The organism is Nocardia aurea (assembly GCF_003123685.1).
GTDB classification, from domain to species: domain Bacteria; phylum Actinomycetota; class Actinomycetes; order Mycobacteriales; family Mycobacteriaceae; genus Nocardia; species Nocardia aurea.
In genome coordinates this window covers 715,271-738,876 of the sequence record NZ_QCYJ01000084.1, presented here as the reverse complement: position 1 = coordinate 738,876, position 23,606 = coordinate 715,271, and the positions used below count along the sequence as shown (strand labels likewise).

23 protein-coding genes are annotated in these 23,606 nt (G+C 68.7%); 9 read left to right on the top strand and 14 right to left on the bottom strand.

Annotation, left to right across the window (positions count from 1 at the left end):
• Positions 1–8: 8 nt before the first annotated feature.
• Positions 9–647 (bottom strand): cysteine hydrolase family protein, encoded by a 639-nt coding sequence (locus DAT37_RS16310; protein WP_109525523.1) that lies wholly within the window; start codon positions 645–647, stop codon positions 9–11.
• Positions 648–937: 290 nt separating this feature from the next.
• Here DAT37_RS16310 and DAT37_RS16305 point away from each other — a divergent pair, with 290 nt between their 5' ends.
• The 3 genes from DAT37_RS16305 to DAT37_RS16295 all read left to right on the top strand — a co-directional run bounded on the left by DAT37_RS16305 (position 938) and on the right by DAT37_RS16295 (position 2,106).
• The gene (locus DAT37_RS16305) at positions 938–1,189 is read left to right on the top strand and encodes a hypothetical protein (RefSeq protein ID WP_109525522.1); all 252 of its coding nucleotides are present in this window, start codon (positions 938–940) and stop codon (positions 1,187–1,189) included.
• A 135-nt stretch (positions 1,190–1,324) separates the two neighbouring features.
• Positions 1,325–1,597 carry a PIN domain-containing protein gene (locus DAT37_RS45495; protein ID WP_332873334.1) on the top strand — a complete coding sequence of 91 codons (273 nt, stop codon included), beginning with the start codon at positions 1,325–1,327 and terminating at the stop codon, positions 1,595–1,597.
• Between the two features lie 44 nt (positions 1,598–1,641).
• Complete coding sequence (locus tag DAT37_RS16295) at positions 1,642–2,106, top strand: tRNA (cytidine(34)-2'-O)-methyltransferase (RefSeq protein ID WP_109525521.1); 465 nt, start codon at positions 1,642–1,644, stop codon at positions 2,104–2,106.
• On the opposite strand, the gene DAT37_RS16290 is transcribed toward DAT37_RS16295, so the two are convergent.
• The 5 genes from DAT37_RS16290 to DAT37_RS16270 all read right to left on the bottom strand — a co-directional run bounded on the left by DAT37_RS16290 (position 2,103) and on the right by DAT37_RS16270 (position 8,407).
• On the bottom strand, positions 2,103–2,336 hold the full coding sequence (locus tag DAT37_RS16290; RefSeq protein ID WP_232839775.1) for a DUF167 domain-containing protein: 234 nt from the start codon (positions 2,334–2,336) through the stop codon (positions 2,103–2,105). The genes DAT37_RS16295 and DAT37_RS16290 overlap by 4 nt on opposite strands.
• On the bottom strand, positions 2,290–3,312 hold the full coding sequence (locus tag DAT37_RS16285) for a DUF4349 domain-containing protein (protein WP_109525520.1): 1,023 nt from the start codon (positions 3,310–3,312) through the stop codon (positions 2,290–2,292). The genes DAT37_RS16290 and DAT37_RS16285 overlap by 47 nt, the downstream gene beginning before the upstream one ends.
• Before the next feature lie 16 nt (positions 3,313–3,328).
• Positions 3,329–4,285, bottom strand: a complete 957-nt coding sequence (locus DAT37_RS16280; protein WP_157978510.1) for a M48 family metalloprotease — start codon at positions 4,283–4,285, stop codon at positions 3,329–3,331.
• A 221-nt stretch (positions 4,286–4,506) separates the two neighbouring features.
• A complete protein-coding gene (locus DAT37_RS16275) occupies positions 4,507–7,845 on the bottom strand; it encodes an error-prone DNA polymerase (RefSeq protein WP_109525518.1) in 3,339 nt (1,112 codons plus the stop codon).
• Positions 7,846–7,951: 106 nt separating this feature from the next.
• Positions 7,952–8,407: a hypothetical protein gene (locus tag DAT37_RS16270; protein ID WP_109525517.1), complete on the bottom strand. Its 456-nt coding sequence runs from the start codon at positions 8,405–8,407 to the stop codon at positions 7,952–7,954.
• Positions 8,408–8,757: 350 nt separating this feature from the next.
• Between DAT37_RS16270 and DAT37_RS16260 the strand changes: the two genes are divergently transcribed.
• Positions 8,758–9,795, top strand: a complete 1,038-nt coding sequence (locus DAT37_RS16260) for an SDR family NAD(P)-dependent oxidoreductase (RefSeq protein WP_109525515.1) — start codon at positions 8,758–8,760, stop codon at positions 9,793–9,795.
• A 128-nt stretch (positions 9,796–9,923) separates the two neighbouring features.
• On the opposite strand, the gene DAT37_RS16255 is transcribed toward DAT37_RS16260, so the two are convergent.
• From DAT37_RS16255 to DAT37_RS16240, 4 genes are all read right to left on the bottom strand, one after another.
• Positions 9,924–10,847, bottom strand: coding sequence for a sucrase ferredoxin (locus tag DAT37_RS16255; RefSeq protein WP_232839774.1), 924 nt, complete (start codon positions 10,845–10,847; stop codon positions 9,924–9,926).
• A gap of 111 nt (positions 10,848–10,958) precedes the next feature.
• Complete coding sequence (locus DAT37_RS16250; protein ID WP_232839773.1) at positions 10,959–11,717, bottom strand: alpha/beta fold hydrolase; 759 nt, start codon at positions 11,715–11,717, stop codon at positions 10,959–10,961.
• A gap of 27 nt (positions 11,718–11,744) precedes the next feature.
• On the bottom strand, positions 11,745–13,319 hold the full coding sequence (locus DAT37_RS16245; RefSeq protein ID WP_408637408.1) for a DNA polymerase Y family protein: 1,575 nt from the start codon (positions 13,317–13,319) through the stop codon (positions 11,745–11,747).
• A 73-nt stretch (positions 13,320–13,392) separates the two neighbouring features.
• Positions 13,393–14,148 (bottom strand): hypothetical protein, encoded by a 756-nt coding sequence (locus tag DAT37_RS16240; protein WP_109525514.1) that lies wholly within the window; start codon positions 14,146–14,148, stop codon positions 13,393–13,395.
• Between the two features lie 390 nt (positions 14,149–14,538).
• Here DAT37_RS16240 and DAT37_RS16235 point away from each other — a divergent pair, with 390 nt between their 5' ends.
• Positions 14,539–15,669: a serine/threonine-protein kinase gene (locus DAT37_RS16235; RefSeq protein ID WP_109525513.1), complete on the top strand. Its 1,131-nt coding sequence runs from the start codon at positions 14,539–14,541 to the stop codon at positions 15,667–15,669.
• Positions 15,670–15,675: 6 nt separating this feature from the next.
• On the opposite strand, the gene DAT37_RS16230 is transcribed toward DAT37_RS16235, so the two are convergent.
• The 3 genes from DAT37_RS16230 to DAT37_RS16220 all read right to left on the bottom strand — a co-directional run bounded on the left by DAT37_RS16230 (position 15,676) and on the right by DAT37_RS16220 (position 18,406).
• Positions 15,676–16,311, bottom strand: a complete 636-nt coding sequence (locus DAT37_RS16230) for a response regulator (protein ID WP_109525679.1) — start codon at positions 16,309–16,311, stop codon at positions 15,676–15,678.
• Positions 16,312–16,519: 208 nt separating this feature from the next.
• Positions 16,520–17,932: an ATP-binding protein gene (locus DAT37_RS16225; RefSeq protein WP_109525512.1), complete on the bottom strand. Its 1,413-nt coding sequence runs from the start codon at positions 17,930–17,932 to the stop codon at positions 16,520–16,522.
• 117 nt (positions 17,933–18,049) lie between these two features.
• Positions 18,050–18,406 carry a VOC family protein gene (locus tag DAT37_RS16220; protein WP_109525678.1) on the bottom strand — a complete coding sequence of 119 codons (357 nt, stop codon included), beginning with the start codon at positions 18,404–18,406 and terminating at the stop codon, positions 18,050–18,052.
• Positions 18,407–18,905: 499 nt separating this feature from the next.
• Here DAT37_RS16220 and DAT37_RS16215 point away from each other — a divergent pair, with 499 nt between their 5' ends.
• The 4 genes from DAT37_RS16215 (at position 18,906) to DAT37_RS16200 (ending at position 21,843) form a co-directional block, all read left to right on the top strand.
• The gene (locus DAT37_RS16215) at positions 18,906–19,562 is read left to right on the top strand and encodes an MspA family porin (RefSeq protein ID WP_157978509.1); all 657 of its coding nucleotides are present in this window, start codon (positions 18,906–18,908) and stop codon (positions 19,560–19,562) included.
• Between the two features lie 148 nt (positions 19,563–19,710).
• Positions 19,711–21,405 (top strand): PspC domain-containing protein, encoded by a 1,695-nt coding sequence (locus DAT37_RS16210; protein ID WP_109525510.1) that lies wholly within the window; start codon positions 19,711–19,713, stop codon positions 21,403–21,405.
• Entirely contained in the window at positions 21,398–21,613 is a 216-nt protein-coding gene (locus DAT37_RS16205) for a hypothetical protein (RefSeq protein WP_109525509.1), read from the top strand. Before DAT37_RS16210 ends, DAT37_RS16205 begins: the two co-directional genes overlap by 8 nt.
• A gap of 74 nt (positions 21,614–21,687) precedes the next feature.
• Positions 21,688–21,843, top strand: coding sequence for a hypothetical protein (locus tag DAT37_RS16200; RefSeq protein ID WP_157978508.1), 156 nt, complete (start codon positions 21,688–21,690; stop codon positions 21,841–21,843).
• 50 nt (positions 21,844–21,893) lie between these two features.
• Here the strand turns inward: DAT37_RS16200 and guaA are convergent, their stop codons facing one another.
• Complete coding sequence (gene guaA / locus DAT37_RS16195; protein WP_109525507.1) at positions 21,894–23,471, bottom strand: glutamine-hydrolyzing GMP synthase; 1,578 nt, start codon at positions 23,469–23,471, stop codon at positions 21,894–21,896.
• Positions 23,472–23,606 lie beyond the last annotated feature (135 nt).

Below are 23,606 nucleotides of genomic sequence, written 5' to 3'. Positions count from 1 at the left end.
ACTGTCGGTCAGCTCGCCAGAAGTGGTGTGATCGTGTCGACGTCGGTGACCATCGCGTGCCCCTGGAAGGCGAAATCGTCGTAGGCCCGCGCCATGGCCTCCCTATCCTTACCGCCGCAGGCGTCGGCGACCACGACCGGCACGAAACCCAGGTCGGTGGAATGCGTGACGGTAGGCGCGATACCGATCTCCAAGGCCACCCCGCAGATGGCATAGCTACCGATGCCGAGGTCGCGCAGGGTCGCGGCCAGTGGAGTCCCCTCGAACGCCGACATCGAGGTCTTGTCGAACACGATCTCATCGGCCCGGGGCTGGAGTTCGGGAACCAGTTCGAACGGCGGGGTGTCGCGCTGCAGAATGGGCTTCACCTCGTCGACGGACTCGACCTGCTGCCAGTTCATCGCCATGCGCAGGCCGAACACCCCGGTGAGCCGTGGCGGCAGGAAGAAATGGCGCAGGAAGATCACCGGATATCCACCGCGCCGCGCCGCCTCCACCAGCCGCACGACCCGCTCGACGATCTGCGGCCCATCGCTCAGTTGCGACAACACCCCGACCTGCATGTCGTACACCAGCACCGCCATCCGATCCGGCGCGCACACATCCGCGAGTCCTTCGGGTATATCGAGTCCGTTGCCGAACCGCATCCTCGCGCTCCTCGTCGATATCGCCATCCCCGGATGACCGCGTCCACCGCGATCGGGCTCGCCCAACTCTACGTCGAGTGATCATGTGGGACACCGCATCCCTCGCCCACCGACCGACCGACTCACCGGCGTGGCCGAGGATCGATCCAGTAGCCGATCGGTCCCGCCGGACCACGGGCCGATCGGATGGTCGAGGAGATTCGCAACATGGGCCCGTCGATGTGCAGATACCTCAGTTTTCAGGTCAGCGCCTCAGGCGTCGAAAGCGGCAAGCCACTAAACTCGCAACCATGACCGCAGCGCACGACTACGAAGACCTGCATCGCTTGGTCGACCGGCTCACGCCCGACCAAGCGCGGGCGTTGCGAGCGGTCGCACTCCAACTTGTCGTCACCGAGTCCCCCGAACCGACAACTGCGGCGGAACCGGCGGTCGAGCGGCGTCGGCGTCTCTCGTTCGCGGGCGTCATGGACGCCGAACCCGACCTCGCTGCGCGTTCGGAAGATCTTCTGCGTGAAGAACGTGGTAAAACGGGCCGGTGATCGTCTGCGACACAGGCCCGCTCGTTGCCGTCCTCAACAAGAACGACGCAGATCACCAACGCTGCCTAGATCTCTGAAACCCATCTCGGCCCTCTGCTTGTACCGAGCCCGGTGCTCGCGGAGGTCTGCTAGTTTCTGGAGACTCGCGTAGGACCGCAGATCGAAGCCTCGTTCCTGGAGTCCATTGCCTCGAACGAAATCGAGCTCGTCGAGCTCACCCGTACTGATCTACAACGTATGGCCGAGCTGGTACGAAAGTACGCCGACTTCCCATTGAGAGCCGTCGATGCCGCCGTACTCGCGGTGGCGGAACGACTCGGTGTCCGGGAGGTCGCGACGCTTGATCTGCGGCACTTCAGCGCTGTCCGGACTTGCCACTCGACTCCGCTTCGACTTCTGCCGAACTGACCGCCTCGATCGCACGGGTGACCCACCTGGTTCAATAAGCGCCTGTGTTCCGACTGATGTTCCACGAGCCCGCTATTCCGGGGAATACCGGTAATGCGATTCGACTGGTGGCGGGGACCGGGTGTGAGCTGCATCTGGTCGAGCCGTTGGGGTTCGATCTGTCCGAGTCGAAATTGCGGCGGGCGGGGTTGGACTACCACGATCTGGCGTCGGTGACGGTGCACGCGAGTCTCGAGGAGGCGTGGCGGGTGTTGGCGCCGGAGCGGGTGTTCGCGTTCACGACGCAGGCGCGGACGCGGTACACCGATATCGCGTATCGGGAGGGGGATGTGCTGTTGTTCGGGACCGAACCCACCGGGTTGCCTCGGCAGGTGCTGGCCGATCCGCGTATCACCGAGCAGGTGCGGATTCCGATGCTGCCGGGGCGGCGGTCGATGAATCTGTCGAACGCGGCGGCGGTCGCGGTGTACGAGGCGTGGCGACAGCACGGGTTTCCCGGCGGGGTCTAACGGTCGATCTCGAAACGTTTGTGGCGCGAGGTCGCGCCCGCGGCGAGGCGTACCGCGCTCTTGGGGACGCCGTAGTGCTCGGCGAGGAGTTCGACGGCGGCCCTGTTGGCCTTGCCTTCGACGGCGGGAGCGCGGACGTAGAGCTGGAGGGTGCCGTCGTCGAGGGTTTCTACGAGCGGGCCCTTACGGCTGTTCGGTTTGATCGTCGCCTTGATCACCGTCGGCGGCACCGGGTTCTCCTGTCTCGGCAACGGTTTTCGTGGTGTGGGTGCCGGATGTCGCTTTGACGGAATCGGGCGCGGACGACGGCTCGGCTTTCGGCGCCGGACCGCCCCGGCGTACCGGACGACGGCGCACCACACGCGCGATCCCCCACACCACCGCGCCGACGACCACGAGGAATCCGGCCCACGGAATCGCCTTGCCGACGAAGACGACGGCGTCCTGCAACCAGTCGACCAGCGAATTCCAGCCCGAGACGATGCCGTCCCAGAAATTGCCAGGACCGTCGTCGGTCTCGGACTTCTTCTCGGTAGCCGTGATGGCGATGGTGAGGCTGGACAGGCTGACCTGGTCGTCGAGGAGTTTCTTCTGCGCGGTGAGACTGTCGAGTTCGCCCTGCCTGCTCGACAGCGCGCTCTCGGCGGCGAGCAGGTCGGCGGTATTGGTCGCGCCCGCCATGAGGACGCGCAGGCGGTCGACCGAGGACTGCAGGGCCTTGATCTTGGCGTCGAGGTCCTCCCACTGCATGGTCACGTCTTCGCGATTGGTGCTGACGCGGGTGACCTTGCCGAGGCCGCCGAGTCCGTCGATGAACGCGTCGGTCTTGTCGGCGGGCACGCGGACGGTGAGCGACGCGCTGGGATCGCCGTCCTCGGTTCCCGGCGCTTCGGTGCGGTTGTCGATCCGCCCGCCCGCGGCGCGGACCTGGTCGGCGACGGTCGCGGCGGCGGCGATCGGGTCGTCCGCGGTGAGATCGACACGGCCGGTGACGACTTCCTTGCGCGCGACGGTATCGGCGGCCTGCCCTCTGCTGTCGGCGGACTCGCCCGCCTGTTCGCGCAGACCGGGCGGCGAAACGGCGGGCGCCGGCATGGATTTACCGACCGTCGGCGAGGGCGCCGACGATGACGTGTCGTCACTGCCGCAGGCCACGAGCAGCACCGAACCCAGGAGACCGATGCACAGCACCGCAAGCTTTCGCATGGTCGCAGGGTAACCGTTACCCGGACCGTGGCGGCGGGATAACGCAGCCCGAAGTCTCGACGCGGGCGCGGACGGCGCGCAGTCGCGTCTCGATCGGTGGGTGGGAGTCGAGCAGTCGGGCGAGCGGGCCGGGTTCGCGACGAGTCGAGACCCGACGCAACCACAGATCGAGCACGGTGTGGGTCTGTTGCCCGTAGCCGAGGTCGACGGCGACGGCGTCGGCCCTGATCTCCGACCATCGCCGCTGCGCCTGTTTCGCGAACGGTTCGGCCAGCAGCGCCGCCGCCGCGATCACCGCGACCGGGATCGCGAACATCGTCGCCGCACCGATGACGGCCGCCACGAATACCAGTGCCCTGGTCGGGGTCAGGACGGCGAAACAGATGACGTCCATGGCTTTTCGCACGCCGAACAGCCGAAGCAGCGCGACGAATCCGACGATATGCGCGGCCTGGGCGACGAATACCGCGAACAGCCAGGTGATCTTGCGGTATCCGGTCCTGATGAGCGCGACCGGAAGTCCGTACCAGTAGGCGAGCATGTGGGCGCGCTGGCCGCCGCCGAGATGGTGGCCGAGTTCGTGGGCGAGGACGGCTTCCAGTTCACGCGGGCCGAGCGCGGCGATCGCCCATCCGGTGACCGCGACGATGCGCCCCGGCGCGGAGAGCGCGTTGACGTCGCGGGTGTCCTGGACCCACAGCGAATAGTCGCCCGCGTGCACCCGCGCGAGCTGAGCGACGTTGTGCCAGGCCGGGATCAACGCCGCCTGTTCCTCCGGACGCGGTCGGCGCACCCGGAAGATCAGTGGGGCCATATCCGGTGTCGGCGGCGGGATGAGCGGGCCGACGAGCAGCCAGGTGAGCGTCAGTCCGAGCGCGGTCGACGGTCCGCCGAGTGCGCCCGCGCCGTAGACGAGCAGGCAGCTGATCACCATCGACGGCAGTGAAACCGCAAGGGTGACAAGCGCGGTCACGCCTCGGTCCCGGCGCGATACCGGGAGGCGGTGATCCGGTGGGGCTGCGGGCATGGTCATCCGTCGAGTCGGCGGCGTCGTAATGGGGACAATAGTGTGTGGGCCGTTCGGGTGGTCGTCGATGCGCCCACCCGGCGTCGCGGCGGTCGGCTACCGACTCGATCGCGATCGAGCTCGCCGCCTCGGAACCGACCGCGCACCGGTCTACGCCGCACACCCGGTCAGCGGAAGTCGCGCGAGGTGGAATCGACGCGCAGATCCATACGCTCCAGGTGTTCGGCGACGACGCTGACCGCTCCTTCCGCGTTCTGCACCCGACCGCGCACGAGTAGCGCCGCGGCACCCTGGGCCAGTCGCCGATAGCGCGTCCACAGGCCGACCGAGCAGACGATATTCACCATGCCGGTCTCGTCTTCCAGATTCAGGAAGGTGACACCCGCGGCGGTGGCGGGCCGCTGACGATGGGTGACCGCGCCGCCGACGAGCACCTTCGAACCGTCGGGCACGGCGAGCAGGCCGGAGGCCGGGATGACGCCGAGCGCGTCCAGGCGCGCGCGCAGGAATTCCGTCGGATAGCTGCCGGGGGACACTCCGGTCGCCCACACGTCGGCGGCGGCCAGTTCGAGAGCGCTCATACCGGGCAGCGCGGGTGCGGCGGTGGCCGCGCCGGTGCCGGGCAGGCGATCCGGTCGTTCACCGGCGGCTGCGCCCGCGGCCCACAGCGCCTCGCGCCTGGTGGCGCCGATACTGCCGAGAGCGCCCGCGGTGGCGAGCGCTTCGGCCTGCGGGACGGTCAGTTCCACGCGTCCGGTCAGGTCGAGGAAGGAGGTGTAGGGCCCGGCGGCTCGTGCCGCGACGATCTTCTCGGCCAGTTCCTCGCCGATATGGCGCACCGACGACAGTCCGAGCCTGATATTCGTGCCCCGATCCTCCAGCGTCGCCTCGGCACGGCTGACGTTGATATCGGGACCGCGCACCGCGACGCCGTGACGCCGCGCGTCGGCGACCAACGATTGAGGGGAGTAGAAACCCATCGGCTGCGCGCGCAGCAGACCGGCGCAGAACGCGGCCGGATGACGCAGTTTGAACCAGGCCGAATAGAAGACGAGTGCGGCGAAACTCTGTGAATGACTTTCCGGGAAACCGAAATTCGCGAAGGCGTAGAGCTTCTCGTAGATGCGGTCGGCCACGTCGCCGGTGATGCCGTGCACTTCGCGCATGCCGCGATAGAAACGCTCGCGTAGTCGCTCCATCTTCTCCGGTGAGCGTTTGGAGCCCATGGCACGGCGCAGTTGATCGGCCTCGACGGCGGTGAATCCGGCGACGTCGACGGCCATCTGCATGAGTTGTTCCTGGAACAGCGGAACCCCGAGGGTGCGTCGCAGGGATTTCTCCAGCGCCGGATGGTCGAAGCGGATCTCCTCCTGCTCGTTGCGGCGACGGATATAGGGGTGCACCGAGCCGCCCTGGATCGGGCCGGGCCGGATCAGCGCGACCTCGACCACCAGGTCGTAGAAATTCCGGGGTTTCAGGCGGGGCAGCGTGGCCATCTGGGCGCGTGATTCCACCTGGAAGACCCCGACCGAATCGGCGCGCGAGAGCATTTCGTACACCCCGGTCTCCGCCAGGTCCAGCCGGTGCAGTTCGACCGTCTCACCTTTGTGTTCGCGTACCAGGTCGATCATGTAGTGCAGCGCGGAGAGCATGCCGAGTCCGAGCAGATCGAATTTCACCAGACCCACGGCGGCGCAATCGTCCTTGTCCCATTGCAGGACACTGCGGCCGGGCATGCGCGCCCATTCCACCGGGCAGACATCGGCGATCGGACGGTCGCAGATCACCATGCCGCCCGAATGGATACCGAGATGTCGCGGCAGGCCCTCGATATCGGCGGCGAGTTCGAGCACCGGCGTCGGAATATCGATTCCGGTCTCGGCCTGAACGCCGGACCAGCGGCTCACCTGTTTACTCCAGGCGTCCTGCTGACCCGGCGAGAACCCCAACGCGCGTGCGGCATCGCGGACGGCGGATTTGCCGCGATAGGTGATCACATTCGCCACCTGGGCCGCGTATTCGCGACCGTATTTCGCGTAGACGTGCTGGATCGCCTCCTCCCGGCGATCGGATTCGATATCTATGTCGATATCGGGCGGACCGTCGCGCTCGGGCGAGAGGAATCGTTCGAAGAGCAGTTCGTTGGCGACCGGATCGACATTGGTGATGCCGATGGCGTAGCAGACCGCGGAATTGGCCGCCGATCCCCGGCCCTGGCACAGGATGTCGTGGGTCCGGCAGAAGTCGACGATATCGTGCACCACCAGGAAATAGCCGGGAAAGTCGAGTCCGGTGATGATCGCGAGTTCGTGTTCGAGTTGCCGGTAGGCCCCGGGATTGTCGTCGGGCGTGCCGTAGCGGTCCCGCGCGCCCCGCATGGTGAGCGCGCGCAGCCAGGAATTCTCGTCGTGGCCGTCCGGGGTATCGAACGGCGGTAGCCGAGGGGCGATCAATCGCAGGTCGAAGGCGCATTCGCGAGCCAGTTCGGCCGCGTTGGACACCGCGAGCAGACCCGCCCGCCCGGCTCCCGCGCCCAGCAGCCGGGCCATCTCCGCACCGGAACGCAGGTGCGCGCCGCCCGCCGGGGCGAGCCAGCCCGCGATGTCGTCGAGGCTCTGTCTGGCCCGGATCGCGGCCAGCGCCATGGCCCGGCGACGCTGTCCAGGTCCGGCGAAATGCGCGCCGGTGGTCGCCACCACGGGTAGTCCGACCCGATCTGCCAGGGCGATCAGGTGGGCGTTGCGTTCGTCGTCCTCGGGAACGCCGTGATGGGTGAGTTCGACGCCGACCCGGTCACCGCCGAACCGATCGATCAGTTCGCGCAGCGCCGCCTCCGCCCGCACCAGGCCGGTGTCCCCGGCCAGCAGATCCTGTTCGACGGCCTGCCTGAGATGGCCCTTGCGGCAGCCGGTCAGGATATGCCAGTGCCCGTCCGCCGCCGTGGTGAGCGCGTCGAGGTCGTAGCGCAGGATGCCCTTCTCCCCCGCGGCCATGTGCGCGGCCGAGATCTCTCGCGCGAGGCGCCGGTATCCCTCCTGACCTCGGGCGAGTACCAGCAGATGTGGGCCTGCCGGGTCGGGTGATCCGGTGCGCGGCGCGGAATCGGAAGCGAAACCCGCGCCGAGCGACAGTTCCGAGCCGAAGACGGTCGGCATACCCCATTCCGCGGCCGCCTCGGCGAAGCGCACCGTCCCGTAGAAACCGTCGTGGTCGGTGAGGGCGATCGCCTCCAGCCCGAGCCGCACGGCCTCCTCCACCAGTTCTTCCGGCTGGCTCGCGCCGTCGAGGAAGCTGTAGGCCGAGTGGGCGTGCAGTTCGGCGTAGGGCACCGAGGGGCCCCCGACCCGCTCGACCGGCTCGGCCAGGTATTCGCCGCGTTTACGCGACCAGGCCGGGCTGTCGCCGCCGTCACCGGGGTACATCGCCTCCGGATTCGTCCGGCCCGGACGGCCGGACAGCACCCGTTCCATCTCCGCCCACGTGGGCGGCCCGTTACCCCATCCCACCAGCGCATCACCTCCTTTCTATCGAACATACATTCGATAGATGAGATGTCACGCATCGGGCCGCCGAACCGCCGGACTCCGGAAGATATCGCCGGAGTCGCGCGGATCACTCGGCTGTCAGACGTTCCGCCGATCCGGCCAGCAGGGCCTCCTCGACCCGATCCAGCCCGGAACGGATCATCGCGCCGTAGGCGTCCTCGGCCAGGATCCGGAGATGACCGCGCGCGATGGCCAACTGCATGCGCGCGCCGTCGAAATCGCCCACGCGACGATGACTGTCGGCCAGGTTGAGATAGAGCGAGGGCAGGAAGCAGCGCAGTCCGTCATCGAGCGGAATGCCGGGACTGAACACCGCGGTGAGCGCGCGCTGATCCCAGATCAGCGATTCCTCGGCAGTCTTCTGCAACACGGCCAGATGATGCGCCACCACGCAGCGCTGCAACGGATCTCCGGCCGGACCTAGCTCATCCCACAGTGTGCGCAGCGCGTGCCGCCCCGCCTCCGAGTCGCCCCTGCCGAGCCGCACCGCGGCAAAGATGTCCGCCATCCGATCGTCCGCCATGCGCACGAGTATCGCACATATGTTCGATAGATTCGAGGCTTGCCGGAAGGAATCACCGAGCCGTTGCGCGAGGATTGCCAGACCCCGCGAACTTCCCCGGAAAGCCTTACCGCGGAACACCTTCGAAAATACGTTTCACCAGTGACAAGTCGTCCGGCGGAGCGACACGATCCGACTTCGACACCCCGAATCGGCAATCCCGTGGCATCGACGCACCCGCCACGGCGCGCACCACACCGGACCCCGACCGATCCGAGTCGGCGAAGTCCGACGACCGGGGGGCGGACACCACTTGGCAGAGCAACTTACTTTGGAGTAAGTTCAGACCATTCGACCGCGAAGGAGCAGCGATGAACGCCACGCCCGACCGTGACTCAACGGGTGACGCCGCCGCCGTCCCGGCCTCCGATGTGGCCCGCTCCGCCGAGGACGGGCAGATCCGTCGCAATCGCCGCAACCGCGATCTCACCGGTCGCCACGTCGTGATCACCGGCGCCTCCTCCGGTATCGGCAGGGCCGCCGCCCTCGCGGTCGCGGCGAAGGGCGCCACCGTCCTGCTGCTCGCCCGGCGCGGAGAAGAACTCGCGGACGTCGTCGCGGAGATCCGGGCCGCGGGTGGCACCGCCGAGGGCTACCAGTGCGATGTCACCGAATCCGATTCGGTCGACCAGACCGTCAAGGCCATCCTCGACGAGTACGGTCACGTCGACATGCTGGTGAACAACGCGGGCCGTTCCATCCGCCGCGCCATCCACCGCTCCACCGACCGGCTGCACGACTACGAACGCACCATGGCGGTCAACTACTTCGGCGCGCTGCGCATGACCCTGGCACTGCTGCCGCAGATGCGCGAACGCCGATTCGGCCACATCGTGCAGATCAGCAGCGCTGGCGTGCAGGTCGCCACCCCGAGGTTCTCGGCCTACCTCGCGAGCAAGGCGGCGCTGGACAAGTTCACCGAAGTCGCCGCGGTCGAAACCATGGCGGACGGCGTCACTTTCACCACCATCCACATGCCGCTGGTCCGCACCCCGATGATCACGCCGAGCGGCGCTCAGGGACCGTCCGAATCCCCCGAATGGGCCGCGGCGACCATCGTGCGCGCGCTCGCCGAACGTCCCAAGCGCATCGACGTGCCCCTCGGCACCCTCGCCGAATACGGCGCGCTGGTCACCCCCAAGTTCCGCGACCGCATCCTGCACCGCTACTACCGCGCCCTGCCGGACTCGCCCGCGGCCAAGGGCGAACAACTGGAGGACGCGCCGGAGACCGCCGTCCCGGAAACCGCTGTCCCACCCGTCGAGCCGCGATCGCGGTCGGCGGCTCGCCGCGTCACCGGAACCGCGCTGCGCCGCGCCGCGCGCTGGGTGCCGGGGACGCACTGGTGAACCGCGCCCGTCCCCACCCCGCAGGGGGCGGTGGGGACGGGTGCGCATATCGTCACGATCCCGGCCGAACGTCCGTGTTCCCCACGGATTTCGCGGATGTACGGAACCGGCCTCGACAGGAGTCGCTGTTACGCCGGTCCGATCGGCGGTAGCGGTCGCGGATCGTCGGCGACGAGGGCGGTCACGGGTTTGGGCTTCGCGCCGCAACTGGCCTGGCGCGGTTCGAAGTCGACGGTCCGCGTGCCCACCCGCCAGCGACGGCCGTCGCGATGCGTCACGATCGCGGAATCCCCGACCGCGCTGTCGTTCTCGGATCGGACGACGAGATCGTCGACCCCGGCGGCGACGATCGCCCTGACCGCGATCTCGGCCGCCTGCTCGACGGGGTGATAGCAACTGCGGCCGCGGAATCCGGTCGGCGAGACCTCGCCGCGCCGGGCGGCCTCGACCGCGTTCACGGCGGCGGCGGAATCGACACGGCCGTAGGTGTTTCCCGTCGGCAGCAGGACCATGGCGGGGGCGAATCGGTGCCCGCCGGTATGCGAACACTCCCAGACCCGATCCGGGTAGCGCGCGGCGAGAGTCGCCGCGATCGGCCTGCCGAGCAGCGCGCAGCACTGGTCGCGTTTCCCGTGCGCGCACACCAGCGTCAACGGATCACGCACCGCCGCACCGATTCCGGGCGGTGGGCCGTCGACGATCCCGAGATCCAGGTCGAGCAACTGTTTCAGCTCGGTGATCTCGAATCGTTCACACCACGAGCCCTCCGGACGCGAACTCGCGAGCAGCACCGTGCGGGTTCCGGTGAACTCGTGCCGCCCCGGCCGCCTGATGAGAGTCGGACGCACCCGCGCCGCTTTCGTGCGCGCGGCCAGTTCGGCGGTGATCTCGGGACCGAGCACCTCGTCGCCGATCACATCGCGCCCCCACGCGCCGGGATGTTCGATACACAACCAGCCGGTCACCGTGGTCGCCGTGCCCGGCAGCGGAAGATCGACCGCGGCGGCGGCCGAGCAGGTCATACCGTCGAAGCGGGTCGCCAGGTGCGTCATCCGGCGGCCGGTCGCGGGGGTGGTGCGGCGGACATGAGTCTCACCTTAGAACCCTGTTCCGGGCGGGGCACTCCGCGCCGCGATGTCGAATCGACCACAATGCGGACGGCGTCAGGACAGGAACGGAAGGACGACGGCCTCGAACTCGCGGTGACGATCGCGATGGATACTGTGCCCGCAGGTGAACGCGCACACGGTGCAGTCCGGCACCGCGGCCTGCATGATCGCCAGTTTCTCCGGATCGACCATGCCGCCGGGCCCGCCGCGCAGAACCAGGGTGGGCGCGGTGATATCGGAGAGTCGCTCCCACCATTGCGGATCGGGTTTGCGGAACTGTTCGAGGGCGGTCGCCGTCATCGTGCGGTCGAAGGCGAAGACCGCGCGGGGATGACGGATCAGACTCGACGCCGCGTGCCAGAGTTCGGGCACGCTCGGGAATCGGCGGGTCAGGCTCATCTGCTCGTCACCCGAGCGCGCGGGCAGCGGGCATTCCTCCATGACCAGCCTGCGGACCAGATCCGGGCGTTCCTGCGCCACGCGGGACACCGCGTAACCGCCGAGCGAATGCCCGACCAGATCCACCGACGACAGGCCGCAACGCTCGATCAGCTTCAGCAGATCCGCGCCGAACTCGCCGAACAGGTAGGAATCCGCGTGTGAGCTGCGCCCGTGACCGCGCAGGTCGGGGATGATGACGCGCCTGCCGCGCGCGAGCAGGATGCGCGCGAAACGGTCCCAGGTGTGCCCGTCGCCACCCATGCCGTGGACCAGGACGACCGGCACATCCGCCGTATCCGATCGACCGATCGCGGAATCGCGGTAGGCGATCCGCACGTCACCGATCGCCATGCTGGTCACCGACAGATTCACGATATCCGAGGGTACCGGTGGTCGCGATCAGTCGTAGAGCCCCTCCGCCCGCCATATCTCGTCGAGATAGACGAGCAGCAGGACCCTGACCTCGGTATCGGAGCTGTCCAGTTGCACCTGGGCGCGGGCGGCCGACGCGGCGGATTCGGGGCTCCACCAGTGCTCGTCCAGCGGCCACGGACCGGCCCATCCGGTCAGCCGCCACTGTCTGCTGCCCCAGCGCAGCAGCATCGGATCGGCGGAGAACAGGCCGCGGGCGGTGACGCGCACCCGGTGACCGTCGGCGGCTTCCAATTCCACCGTCGGACGGTTGAGCAGCAGGACGGCGGGAGCGGGTTCGGGCAGACGGCCAGGCCAGGGCAACCCCGGATCGGCGGCGGGCACCCGCTCGTCACCCAGCACGACCATCGTGACGCGTTCGACCGGGCCACGACCACCGCTGAGCACCCCGACCTGCACCGCCTCGCCACCGAGCAGACCCTGCACCCGGATCAGGGCACGTCGCGCCCGCTCGTTCTCCTCGCCGACTCCACCCCACAGGCCCAGTTGCAGCGCGCCCGATGCCGCGATCTCGACCGGTTCCAGACGCAGCAGGGTGATCGGCGCGGTCGGTCGGTCGCGCCGGGTCAGCCAGCCGTCCAACTGCCAGCGCACCCGATCCGCCGTACCCGACGGGGTCAGCGGCTCGGCACAGCGCCATATACGCGAGAGATGTTCTCCCGCTGCCGTTTCCGCGTAGACCGAGAGCCGGGTGCACGAGACCGAGGCGGCGGCGAGCGCGGTGTGCAGCGCGGTCGCGAGCATGCGTCCGGCGAAAGCGGCCGCGTCGACCCGGTCGATCGGCGGATCGCAGCGATATTCCACCGTCAGTTCCGGTGGCGGCCGACGTGCCGACGGCGGCCGTTCCGGCACGGCCCGCGCGAGGCGGTGCGCGAGCACGGCGTCGACCCCGAAGCGGGAGGCGACCTCGACCGGGCTCAGCGCGGCGAAATCGCCGATGCGACGCAGGCCGAGGCGGTGCAGCAGATCGACGAGGTCGGCGCGTTCCGGAGCGGACAGACTCGGTTCGGCGGCCAGTTCGGTGATCGGCAGCGGCGCCAGGAATCCGGCGCCCTCCCCCGGCGGCACCAGCACACCGCGTTTGGCCGCGAGTACCGCCGTCGACAGTTCGTCGGCGATACCGATCTGCGCCTCGACGCCGAGCGCGGACACCGCGTCGACGAGACGTTCGGCCGCCGCCTCCTCGGAGCCGAAGAACCGCGCGGCCCCGCGGGCACCGAGCACCAGCAGTCCCGAGCGCAGCACCTCGACTCCCGGCACGGTCGCGTCCACCGTCGAGACCACCGGTTCGAACAGGCGCGCGTCCCGATCCGGGTCGTCCTGCACGAGGAACAGATCGGGGCAGCGCGACTGGGCCTCGCGCCGTCGCAATCCCCGGCGCACCCCCTCGAACCTCGCCACCGCCGAACACGCGACCACCCGGTTCCCGAACAGCACCGCGACCGGCCGCGTCGCGGGCAGGTCCGCCGCCGCGGCCGCCGCGACCGCGGGCCAGTCCTGACACCACACGGCGAGCACCCGCGACCGTCCCGGCCGAATCACGGTGCGACACCGGCGACCGACGCGCGGTCGACGGTCGCGCGGGCGAACGCGCGCGCGACCCCGGCGACTTCGATCACGAGGCCGCGCCTCGGGCGGCGACCGGAGCCTCCCCCGCGCCCGTCGCGACACTTCGCGTGACCCATTCGACACGGCCGCCGTTCGGGCACAGGTCGATGCGGCCGCGCCGGGGCGGACCCGACTTGGCGCGGATATCGACGTCGAGGCCGATCGAACGGAGTCGTCCGTGGCCCGCACCGAGCCCGGCGTAGCCGCAGACGCGGGCGCTGATGCGCAGGGAGGGGTTGGGCCAGTGGCCGTCGGCGACCACGAGGGTGGCGCCGTGACTGCGGGCGCGGGCGGCGATCACTCGGGACCGGGACGGCGCGACCGAGGTGTCGCCGAGGCCGAGCACCACCAGATCCAGTCCGTCGAGCAACACCGCGGCCACCTCGACGGGGTCGGGTCCGGGGTCGGCCACCACGGCCAGACGTGCCAATTCCGCACCCATTTCCGCCGCGGCGAGCAGCCCGAACCGGGGCATCCCCACCACCGCGGCATGTCCGCCGTGTTCGGTCACCGCGGCGAGCAGACCGGCCAGCAACGACCGCGCTCCCGTATACGCCACGACAGATCCCTTCGCGAGACCGTCTGCGGGCAACAATTCCGCAAGGGCACTCGGCACCGGGAGCGACTCTCTGCGGAGTTCGGTCTCGCGGGGAATCCGCCCGACCTCGGACTGGCCGCGGCCCGGGATCGCGGCCATCCTCCTGCGGAGTTCCTCCAGCTTCTTCTGGTGTTTCTCATCCCCCACCCGCACGTCCGAACCCATCACAACCACCTACTTCCCACGATGGACTCCGAGGCGAAGCGAGCGGGCCGACCCTCGATTCTCGATCAAGAAACGAGGGTCAGCACCGATACAGCTATCGATCACTATCGAATATACGTTCGATAGTGATCAAGTAGAAACCCGCCCCCGTGATCCGTCAAGGGTGGCGCGCCGGACGCCGTTCTCCTCTTCCTCGCGGGCCGTCTCCAACCCCAGCCGTCCCAGAAAGTTTCCCGAGAATTTGCCAGCCCGGGTCCACCCGAGGGCGAGCGAGGAGCGATCACGCGCGTAGGGTCGGCATTACCACGGAAGGGGCATCGACGCCCGGAGCCGCTCTCGCCGTCCGCTCGAATCAGGTCGCCTAGCACGAGATTCGGATACCCTGCACCCATGATCGATCGCCACCGTCCCATCGTCGGCCCGCAGTACTTGGTCGCAGGCCGATACCGCCTGCAGTCGAAACTGGGCGGCGGCGGTATGGGCGCGGTGTGGCTGGCGCACGATCGCCTGCTCGATCGGGAGGTCGCCATCAAACAGGTGCTGACCACCGCCGGACTGCCCGAGGCGGAAGCCGAGAAGGTACGCGGCCAGATCCTGCACGAGGGGCGGGTCGCGGCGAAACTGTCCCACGACCACGCGATCGCGGTCTACGACGTGGCCCTGGAAGCGGGCGAACCGTGGCTGGTCATGGAACACCTACCCTCACGCAGCGTGGCCAGGGCGCTCGGAATGGTGGAAACACTGCCCGTGGTGGAGGTGGCGCAGATCGGCGCGCAGGTCGCCGACGCGCTGGCCGCCGCGCATTCGGTCGGCATCGTGCACCGCGACATCAAACCGGGCAATATCCTGGTCGCCGATCGCGGCCCCTCGGTCGGCATCGCCAAACTCAGCGACTTCGGCATCTCGCGCGGTGCGGGCGATCTCACCGAAGAGCCCGAGGGCATCATCACCGGCACCCCCGCCTACCTGCCGCCCGAGGTGGCCCGTGGCGCGCAGCCGACCGAGGCCAGCGACGTGTTCTCCCTCGGCGCGACCCTCTACACCGCGATCGAGGGTCAACCGCCGTTCGGCCTCGACGAGGACAGCGACGTCCTGGTCGAACGTGCCGCGATGGCCCAGATCATTCCGCCGACCCGCAGCGGCGTCCTCACCAACGCCCTGCTGCACATGCTCGAACCCGCACCGCAGCGCAGACCGACGATGGCCGAGGCCAGGGACGAAATCCTCACCGCCGCTTTCGGTCCCGGCACCGACTCCTACATTCTCGGCGCCCCGGTGCGCACCGAGGACGGCACCATCCCGTCCTGGGCGGCCCGCAGTTCCGCCTCCGGCCTGCGCAGTCCGCACGCCATGCCGTTGCCGCGTCCGCAGCACCAGGCACCCGTCCGGGCCGCAGGCAACGCCGCGCCCGTCGGCCAACGGGCCCAAGGCAATCCGCCGAGCAACGCGCCGCTCGCCATCGCCGTAGGACTGCTGATCGGGCTGGTCATCCTCATCGCGATCCTCGTCGCGGTGATGTAGTTCCGTTCAGTCGATCCGCCTGCGATGCGCCCAGCGGGTCAGCGCGTTCCGATTGGACTGCTGGGTCTTGCGCAGCACATTGGAGGCGTGGGTCTCCACGGTCTTCACCGAGATGAACAGGGTCTCGGCGATTTCGCGATAGGTATAGCCGCGGGCGAGCAGGCGCAGCACCTCGAGTTCACGCGGCGTCAGCGAGTCCAGTTCCGGATCGAGCGGCGGTTCCGGCACCGGTGACCGGCCCGTGAACGAATCGAGGACGAATCCGGCCAGGCGCGGACTGAACACCGCGTCGCCGCCCGCGACCCGCCGGATGCCGTCGGCCAGTTCGGATCCCGAGATCGTCTTGGTGACATAGCCGCGCGCTCCCGCGCGAATCACCGCGATCACATCCTCCGCGGCATCGGACACGCTCAGCGCCAGACATACCGGACCGTCATCGATCCCGGTCAGCACCGCGACACCGCCGCCATCGGGCATATGCACATCCAGCAGCACCACATCCGGGCGAGCCGAGGCGATTCCGGCGATGGCCTCGGCCACCCCACCGGCTTCGCCGACCACCTCCATATCGGGTTCGCGACTCAACTCCGCCCGCACACCCGACCGGAATACGGCGTGATCATCGACGAGAAAAACCCGCACGCTCACCTGCTCCGCTCCTCCGCCGTTCCGCGTCCGCCGCCGGTCGATCCGACGGCGCCGTCGTGAACCGGCGGTCGCATGCCGGGCGAAATTCTGGGCGCACCCGGCGCGTCACCGAAATCCGCGCGGAATCGGTTGCCCGGAAGCCACCTTAACCGCGAAGCCCGACGGGAGGAGGTCACCGACCGTCCGGCACGTGGCCGACGGCTCACGCGCCCTGGCCGGTCGATTGCGCGATCCGCTCCGTCACAGCGCTTCCGGCGTCGGGGATATCGTCCACCCGATCGTCGTCCGCTCCGGAATCGGTGCGCGGCATGATGATCCGCACTTCGGTGCCGCGACCGGGGTTCGACAGGATCTCGACCTGTCCGCCGCGCCGCTCGATCCTGCCGCGGATGGATTTCGCCAGGCCCTGACGATCCGGTGGGACGGCGTCGAGGTCGAACCCCGCGCCGCGGTCGCGCACGAAGACGCTCACCTGATGCGGTTCGGCCTCCGCGAACAGGTCGATCGCCGGGACGCCCGCGTGTTTGGCCGCGTTCACCAGCGCCTCCCGGCTCGCGCCGAGCAAGGCGGTGAAATGCTCCTTGGGCAGGCCGCTGCCGGTGTCACCGAGATCCATCGAGACATCGCCGACGGTCACCGTGGTGACCTGGACGCCGTGCTGATCCTCCACCTCCCCCGCGATGGTGCGCAGCGCGGCCGCCAGACTCGACTGGGCAGGCCCCGAATCCTCGAACAGCCAGCGGCGCAATTCGCGTTCCTGGCTGCGGGCCAGCCTGGTCACCTCTTGGGGATCGTCGGCCTGGCGCTGGATGAGAGCCAAGGTCTGGAGAACCGAATCGTGCAGGTGGGAGGCGATCTCCTCGCGTTCCTCGTTACGAATGCGGGCGGCGCGTTCGTCGTTCAGAGCGCGCATCATGCGCAGCCACAGCGGCACCGTCAGCAACCCGGCGCCGATCAGCGTGACCGCGACCGCGATCAGCGCCGACCCGAGCGAACTCAGATCGATCCTGGCGAGCACCACCACGCCGAGCCCGAGGATCACCATGGTCGCGCCCGCGACGATGCGGGCCCAGGTCACCACCGACGGCCGGGCGGGCAGACCGAGCAGTGAACGTGGACCGTCGGTGTCGTACTCGCGCCACACCAGCGCCGCGCCGATCGTCACCACCACGATCGGGACGATGATCTTCGCCGCGACCGTGCCGTTCATCAGCCACGACACCACGATCGACAAGCCGAGCCCGAGCAGCGCGAGACCGACAGACTGCCTGCGTTCGGCGCCGGACGGCTTCGCCGAATCCGCGCCGCCGGGGGTGAAGACCCACAGCAACCCGTACGCGGCGATACCGGCGCCCGCCAGCGCGGACAGCAGCACGAACGCCATCCGCACCTTGAAGACGTCGAGCCCGAGATGGTCGGCGAGTCCACCGGCGACGCCGGCGACGATGCGCCCGCCCGAACGCCGGACCAGCCGCACCTGCGGATTCGGCCCCAGATCCAGCACCGGCGCGGGTCCGAACCCCCGCCCCGGCGCGAACCCGAACCCGAGGGCCGGATCGGGTCGATACCCCGCCTGCCTGCGGGCAGCGTCGAACGCTGGATCAGTCGGGTACATATTCCGATACTGGCACGCCCCGCGGGCCGAGGGCATCAGGAATCACCCTGATCCACGCACCGGCACCGTCGCGGGGCCGCGTTCCGGTTCGAGCGTCGCCCGGGGTGGCGAGCGCGCCTACTGGTCCTGGAGCAGTCCGAGCAGATTGCCGTCCGGGTCGAGGACCGTGGCAACCCGGCGACCGCCGCCGACCTCGCGCACGGGGTCCTGCACCTTGGCCCCCGCGGCCGTCACCTCGGCCAATTTCGCCTCGATATCCGATACCTCCCAGTAGGCGGTCGGCGCGGTCGGGCTCTGCGGCCCCCCGGCCGGCACCAGGCCGATGTGCTGCCCCGCGGCCTCGTACCCGACGTAGTACGACTCGTCGGTCTGCGGCGCCGTACCGAGCAGCGCGGTATAGACCTGCTTGGCCGCCGCCAGATCGGAAACCGGATGCAACACGGTCTTGATGCCCTTGGTGGTGGAGTCGGTCATGGTCACTCCTGACGTCGTGGACGTGATCGGAATCGTCCGATTCGGGAACTAGGCGAACTCCGGAACGCCCCCGATATCCGTGGGCCGTTCACCTCGACAACGCTAATTCCTCCTCGGTCACCGATGCTTCTCGATTCCTGATCGGTCCGATCACCGCGCCCGCACCCTCGTGACCACCGGTCGACACGTCCGCGCGGGATTCCCGAACCGACGCCCTCCGGTTGTCCGGTCCGGAAGGAAAAGGGCGGATGACCAGCAGGTCGGGGAAACGCTCAGTGATCACTCAGTGACCTCCAAGGCACGCCGGATATACCTGATATCGAGAGCGCGTTTGTCCATGAGCCACCGGACCGGAGAACTCGAACTATGGCTTCTGCCAGTGGTTTTCCGCTCCGAATCGGAAATGGGAGGCGGTCGTGGCGTACCGCCGGACATACGTTTTCTCACGGACGGGCTCATCGGTTCCGAGCAGGTCCGAACGGGATACAGGGGAGGAATCTTGTCGTACACGTTCGCACGCGTCATCGCCGCCGGGCTGGCGCCGATCGCCCTCGCGGTGGGCGGGGTCGGGACGGGTACCGCCGACGCCTACGCATTCGCGGCACACGAGAACAACTACGCCACACCGACCGGCTTCGCGTTCACCGTCGGCCACACCGATCTCGTGGCCGATCCGGTGGCTCCGCAGAACGGGCTGCCGACCACCCGCGAAGTGTTCCTGGACAACACCTCCTACGGACACGTCGACGACCCGGGTACCGCGGTACTGAAGACCGGATACCTGGTCAGCTGCGCGGTCGGCATCGATCTGACCTTCGGGGCGGAGGCGGGCGCGGGGTTCGACGCCGGAGTCACGCTCGGCGTCGGCGCCAGCCCCGACTCCCTGACACCGGGCCTGGACGCGACCATCGGCCCGTCGATCCACGCGTCCGTAGGTCTCGACCTGGACATCACCCCCGGTGTCATCCAGGACATCGAGATCGGCAGCAAGGACCTGGTCGGTGGCACGACGGGTTACGTGATGAGCCACGATTTCCACCTGATGGTGGAAGGCTGCGGCGGGCCGTTGACGATCCGCCCCTACACCAAGATCGAGGTCGACTCACCGGAGACCTCGGCCAACGGGGCGGTCTACGGGGACATCATCGTCCTGTAGGCACCGGAAGCGCTCGGGCGATGCGGAGTATCCGCACCGCCCGCACGCGCACCCGATGTCGACGGATCATCTGTCGGTTCCGGGATCGGGTGAACTTTCAGGGTTCACCCCGATGTGCTGAACCACCTGTGCGGCCGACCATGGAAGCATGACGAAAACGAGCTTCGGCGATCAGCTTCAGCAGATGTGGCAGTCGCGGCCCGTCCGGTTGCCGCGTCAGGGGCCGGTCGCGGGGGTCGCGGCCGGTTTCGGTCGGCGCTACCAGGTCGATCCGGTCCTCGTTCGGGTCGCCTTCGTGGTGTCGGCGCTGTTCGGCGGGGCCGGGATCGTCCTCTACCTCGTGGGGTGGCTGCTGTTCAGCCAGGCGGGTGACCAGACGTCCGCGGCGGAATCGCTGTTCGGCAAGGGGCACAGCTCGCAGTCGCCGACCAAGACGATCGTGCTGATGGTGGCGCTGGCCATCGCGGTGAGCACCATGGGGCCGGTGGGGATGGGGATGGCCGGTTCCGGCGTCATCAGCCTCGCGCTCATGCTGGCGGGCTGGTGGATGCTGTTCATGCGCACCCCGCAACCGCCGCCGGGTACCAGCCAGCTCGACGACTACGAGTTCGACGCCGGGCTCAGCGCCACCGGATATCCCGGCGCGGTCTTCCCCAGCGGCACGACCGGCAGCTTCTACGCACCGGAAGCCCCCATGACCGGCATGTACACGCCGTACACGAAACTTCCGGAGGCGTACGTGCCGGAGGCACCGGCGGCGTACGACCCGGCCACCGCACAGCGGGCGGACGACAGCGCGGTCCGGCTCGACAAGGCCGAGACCGGCGAGAACCGCACCGGCGTCACGGTCGAACACGAAGGCGAAGCCGACCGACCGGAAGTGCGCGACGCCACGGGCCACGACGGCGAGACCGACGGCGACGTTCCCGGTCGCCACCTCGAGGTGGACAACGCGACCGTTCGGCTCGACAAGTCCTCGCCCGGAATCGACGCGCGATCGAACGCGCCCGCCGAGAACCCCGCCGTTGTGGCGCCGAGCGGGGAGTCCACCGACGGCACGGCGACGGCCGACAGGCGCCCGACCCCGATCGCGGCGGCGACACCCGCCGGTATCCCCCGGCCCGGTTCACCTCGGACCCTCACCCCCGGACCTCGAACGATCATCGGCGGCCCGGTTCCCCCGTCCTGGGATCCGCTCGGCGTCGCGCCGCTGGCCTGGGATCTTCCCGATCCCACCCCGGCGAACAAGGTCGTCGCGCCCGCCCCGCGACGGCCCCGCTCCCGGCTGACGCCGGTGGTGATCGGCCTGGCCATCCTGGCCGCGGCCGGTGCGGGCGCCGCGGCGGCGTCCGGCGTCGAATGGATGACACCCGCGCGGATCGGCGCGGTGGCGCTCGCGGTGGTCGGTCTCGGACTCGTGCTCGGCGCGTTCCTGCGCCGCGGTTACGGTCTGCTCGTCGTGACCGCGCCGCTGGCCGCGTTCGTGCTGCTCGCCTCGCTGGTCGGTCCGATGGAATTCGACCGGGCCACCATGGGTGATCGCACCTGGGCTCCCACCGCGACGGCCGATCTGAAACCCGAGTATCACCTGTCGATGGGTTCGGGGACGCTCGATCTGCGCGGGCTGGATCTCACCGAGAACCGCACGGTGGACCTGTCGGTGCAGATGGGCGAGGCGCGCGTACTCGTCCCGGCCGGAATGACGGTGCGCACCGAATGCACCGTCGCCATGGGTGACCAGTCGTGCCCCACCGGTGTCACCGGCCCGAATACGCCGGGAGCGCCGGTACTCGATCTGAATGTCGATGTCCGTATGGGAGAAGTGGTGGTGGAACGTGGCTGATCAGAACGCTTCGGACAAGACCGGGGGTCGCGGCCCGTCCGCCTCGCTGCTGATCGTCGGACTGCTCGCACTGGCGTTGAGCGTCTTCGCCCTCGTCGGACCCTCCACCGTCTCGGCCGCGGGGGCCATCTCCTTCGGCTGGATCATCGTGATCGCCGCCATCGTGGTCGGCGTCGTGCTGGTGATCTCACCGCGCGTACATCGCTGAACGAATCACCACATGACGCAATGACCCGCCCGCCCCGGACGGGTCATTGTTCGTTCTACTTCGAGGAGAACCACATGGCCGCACCGCATTTCGATCATCCCACCACGAACGAGGAACGCCGGACGGTCCCGAGCGAGCCGACCGCGGCCACACTGCGGTTCGCGTTCGGCGGCATGCTGCTCGGACACCTGGTACTCGGCCATGCCCGCGCGGAAACCGCGGCGGAATAGCCCGGTTCCCGAATCCACACGGGGGCAGGACTATTCGGCCGCCGTGACCGTCACTCCCACTCGATCGTCCCCGGCGGCTTGCTGGTCACATCGAGCACGACCCGGTTGACCTCCGACACCTCGTTGGTGATGCGGGTCGAAATGCGTTCCAGCACTTCGTAGGGCAGCCGGGTCCAGTCCGCGGTCATGGCGTCCTCGCTGGATACCGGACGCAGCACGATCGGATGTCCGTAGGTGCGTCCGTCGCCCTGCACGCCCACGCTGCGAACGTCGGCGAGCAGTACCACCGGGCACTGCCAGATCTGACGGTCCAGATCGGCCGCCGTCAATTCCTCGCGCGCGATGGCGTCGGCTTGGCGCAGGGTGTCGAGCCGATCGGCGGTCACCTCGCCGACGATGCGGATCGCCAGGCCCGGACCGGGGAAGGGCTGGCGCGCGACGATTTCCTCGGGCAGACCGAGTTCGCGACCGACCGCGCGGACCTCGTCCTTGAACAGCAGCCGAAGCGGTTCGACGAGATCGAATTCCAGATCGTCGGGCAAGCCGCCGACATTGTGGTGCGACTTGATATTCGCGGTGCCGGTGCCGCCGCCGGATTCGACCACGTCGGGATACAGCGTGCCCTGCACCAGGAATTCGACCTCGGGAGCCGACCCGCCGGTGCCCTGTTCGGCGACGACCTCGCTCACCGCGTCCTCGAAGGACCGGATGAACTCACGGCCGATGATCTTGCGCTTCTCCTCGGGATCGCTGACCCCCTTCAGCTCACCGAGGAATTTCTCCACCGCGTCGACGGTGACCAGCCGAGCGCCCGTGGCGGCGACGAAATCCTGCTGGACCTGTTCGCGCTCCCCCGCCCTCAACAGTCCGTGGTCGACGAAGACACAGGTCAGACGATCGCCGATGGCGCGCTGCACCAGGGCGGCGGCGACGGCGCTGTCCACGCCGCCGGAGAGCCCGCAGATGGCGTGTCCGTCACCGATCTGTTCGCGCACCGCCTCGACCAGCGATTCGGCGATATTGGCCGGGGTCCACGTAGCGGGAATTCCGGCGATCTCGTGCAGGAAGCGGCTGAGCACCAGCTGACCGTGCGGGGAATGCAGCACCTCGGGGTGGTACTGCACGCCTGCCAGGCGTCGCGCGCGATCCTCGAACGCCGCGACCGGCGCGCCCACCGTGGTGCCGGTGACCTCGAAACCCTCCGGCGCGTCGGTGACGGCGTCGCCGTGACTCATCCACACCGGCGCGATGGTGGGCAGACCGCCGTGCAGCACGCCGCCGTCGATATTGAGTTCGGTCCGTCCGTATTCGCGAGTGCCGGTATGGGCGACGGTGCCGCCCAGTGCCTGCGCCATCGCCTGGAATCCGTAGCAGATGCCGAAGACCGGCACGTCCAGATCGAACAGCCGCGCGTCCAGTTGCGGCGCGCCCTCGGCGTACACGCTGGACGGGCCACCGGACAGGATCACCGCGAGCGGCTGCTTGGCGGCGATCTCCTCGACGGTCGTGGTGTGTGGGATCACCTCGGAGAAGACACTCGATTCACGAACCCGCCGGGCGATCAGCTGGGCGTATTGGGCGCCGAAGTCGACGACGAGGACCGGTCTCTGGGATTCTGCCACCGCCATAGTCTAGTGAGCGGGCGCGGCGAGCCGACCACGGGCACGGCGGCGTCATTCCGACACGCTCGGAGGAAACCCGACGAAACTCCGTCGCCGCGCCAAATCTCGCCGCACACCACCGCCGTGCTGGTTATCCTCGTG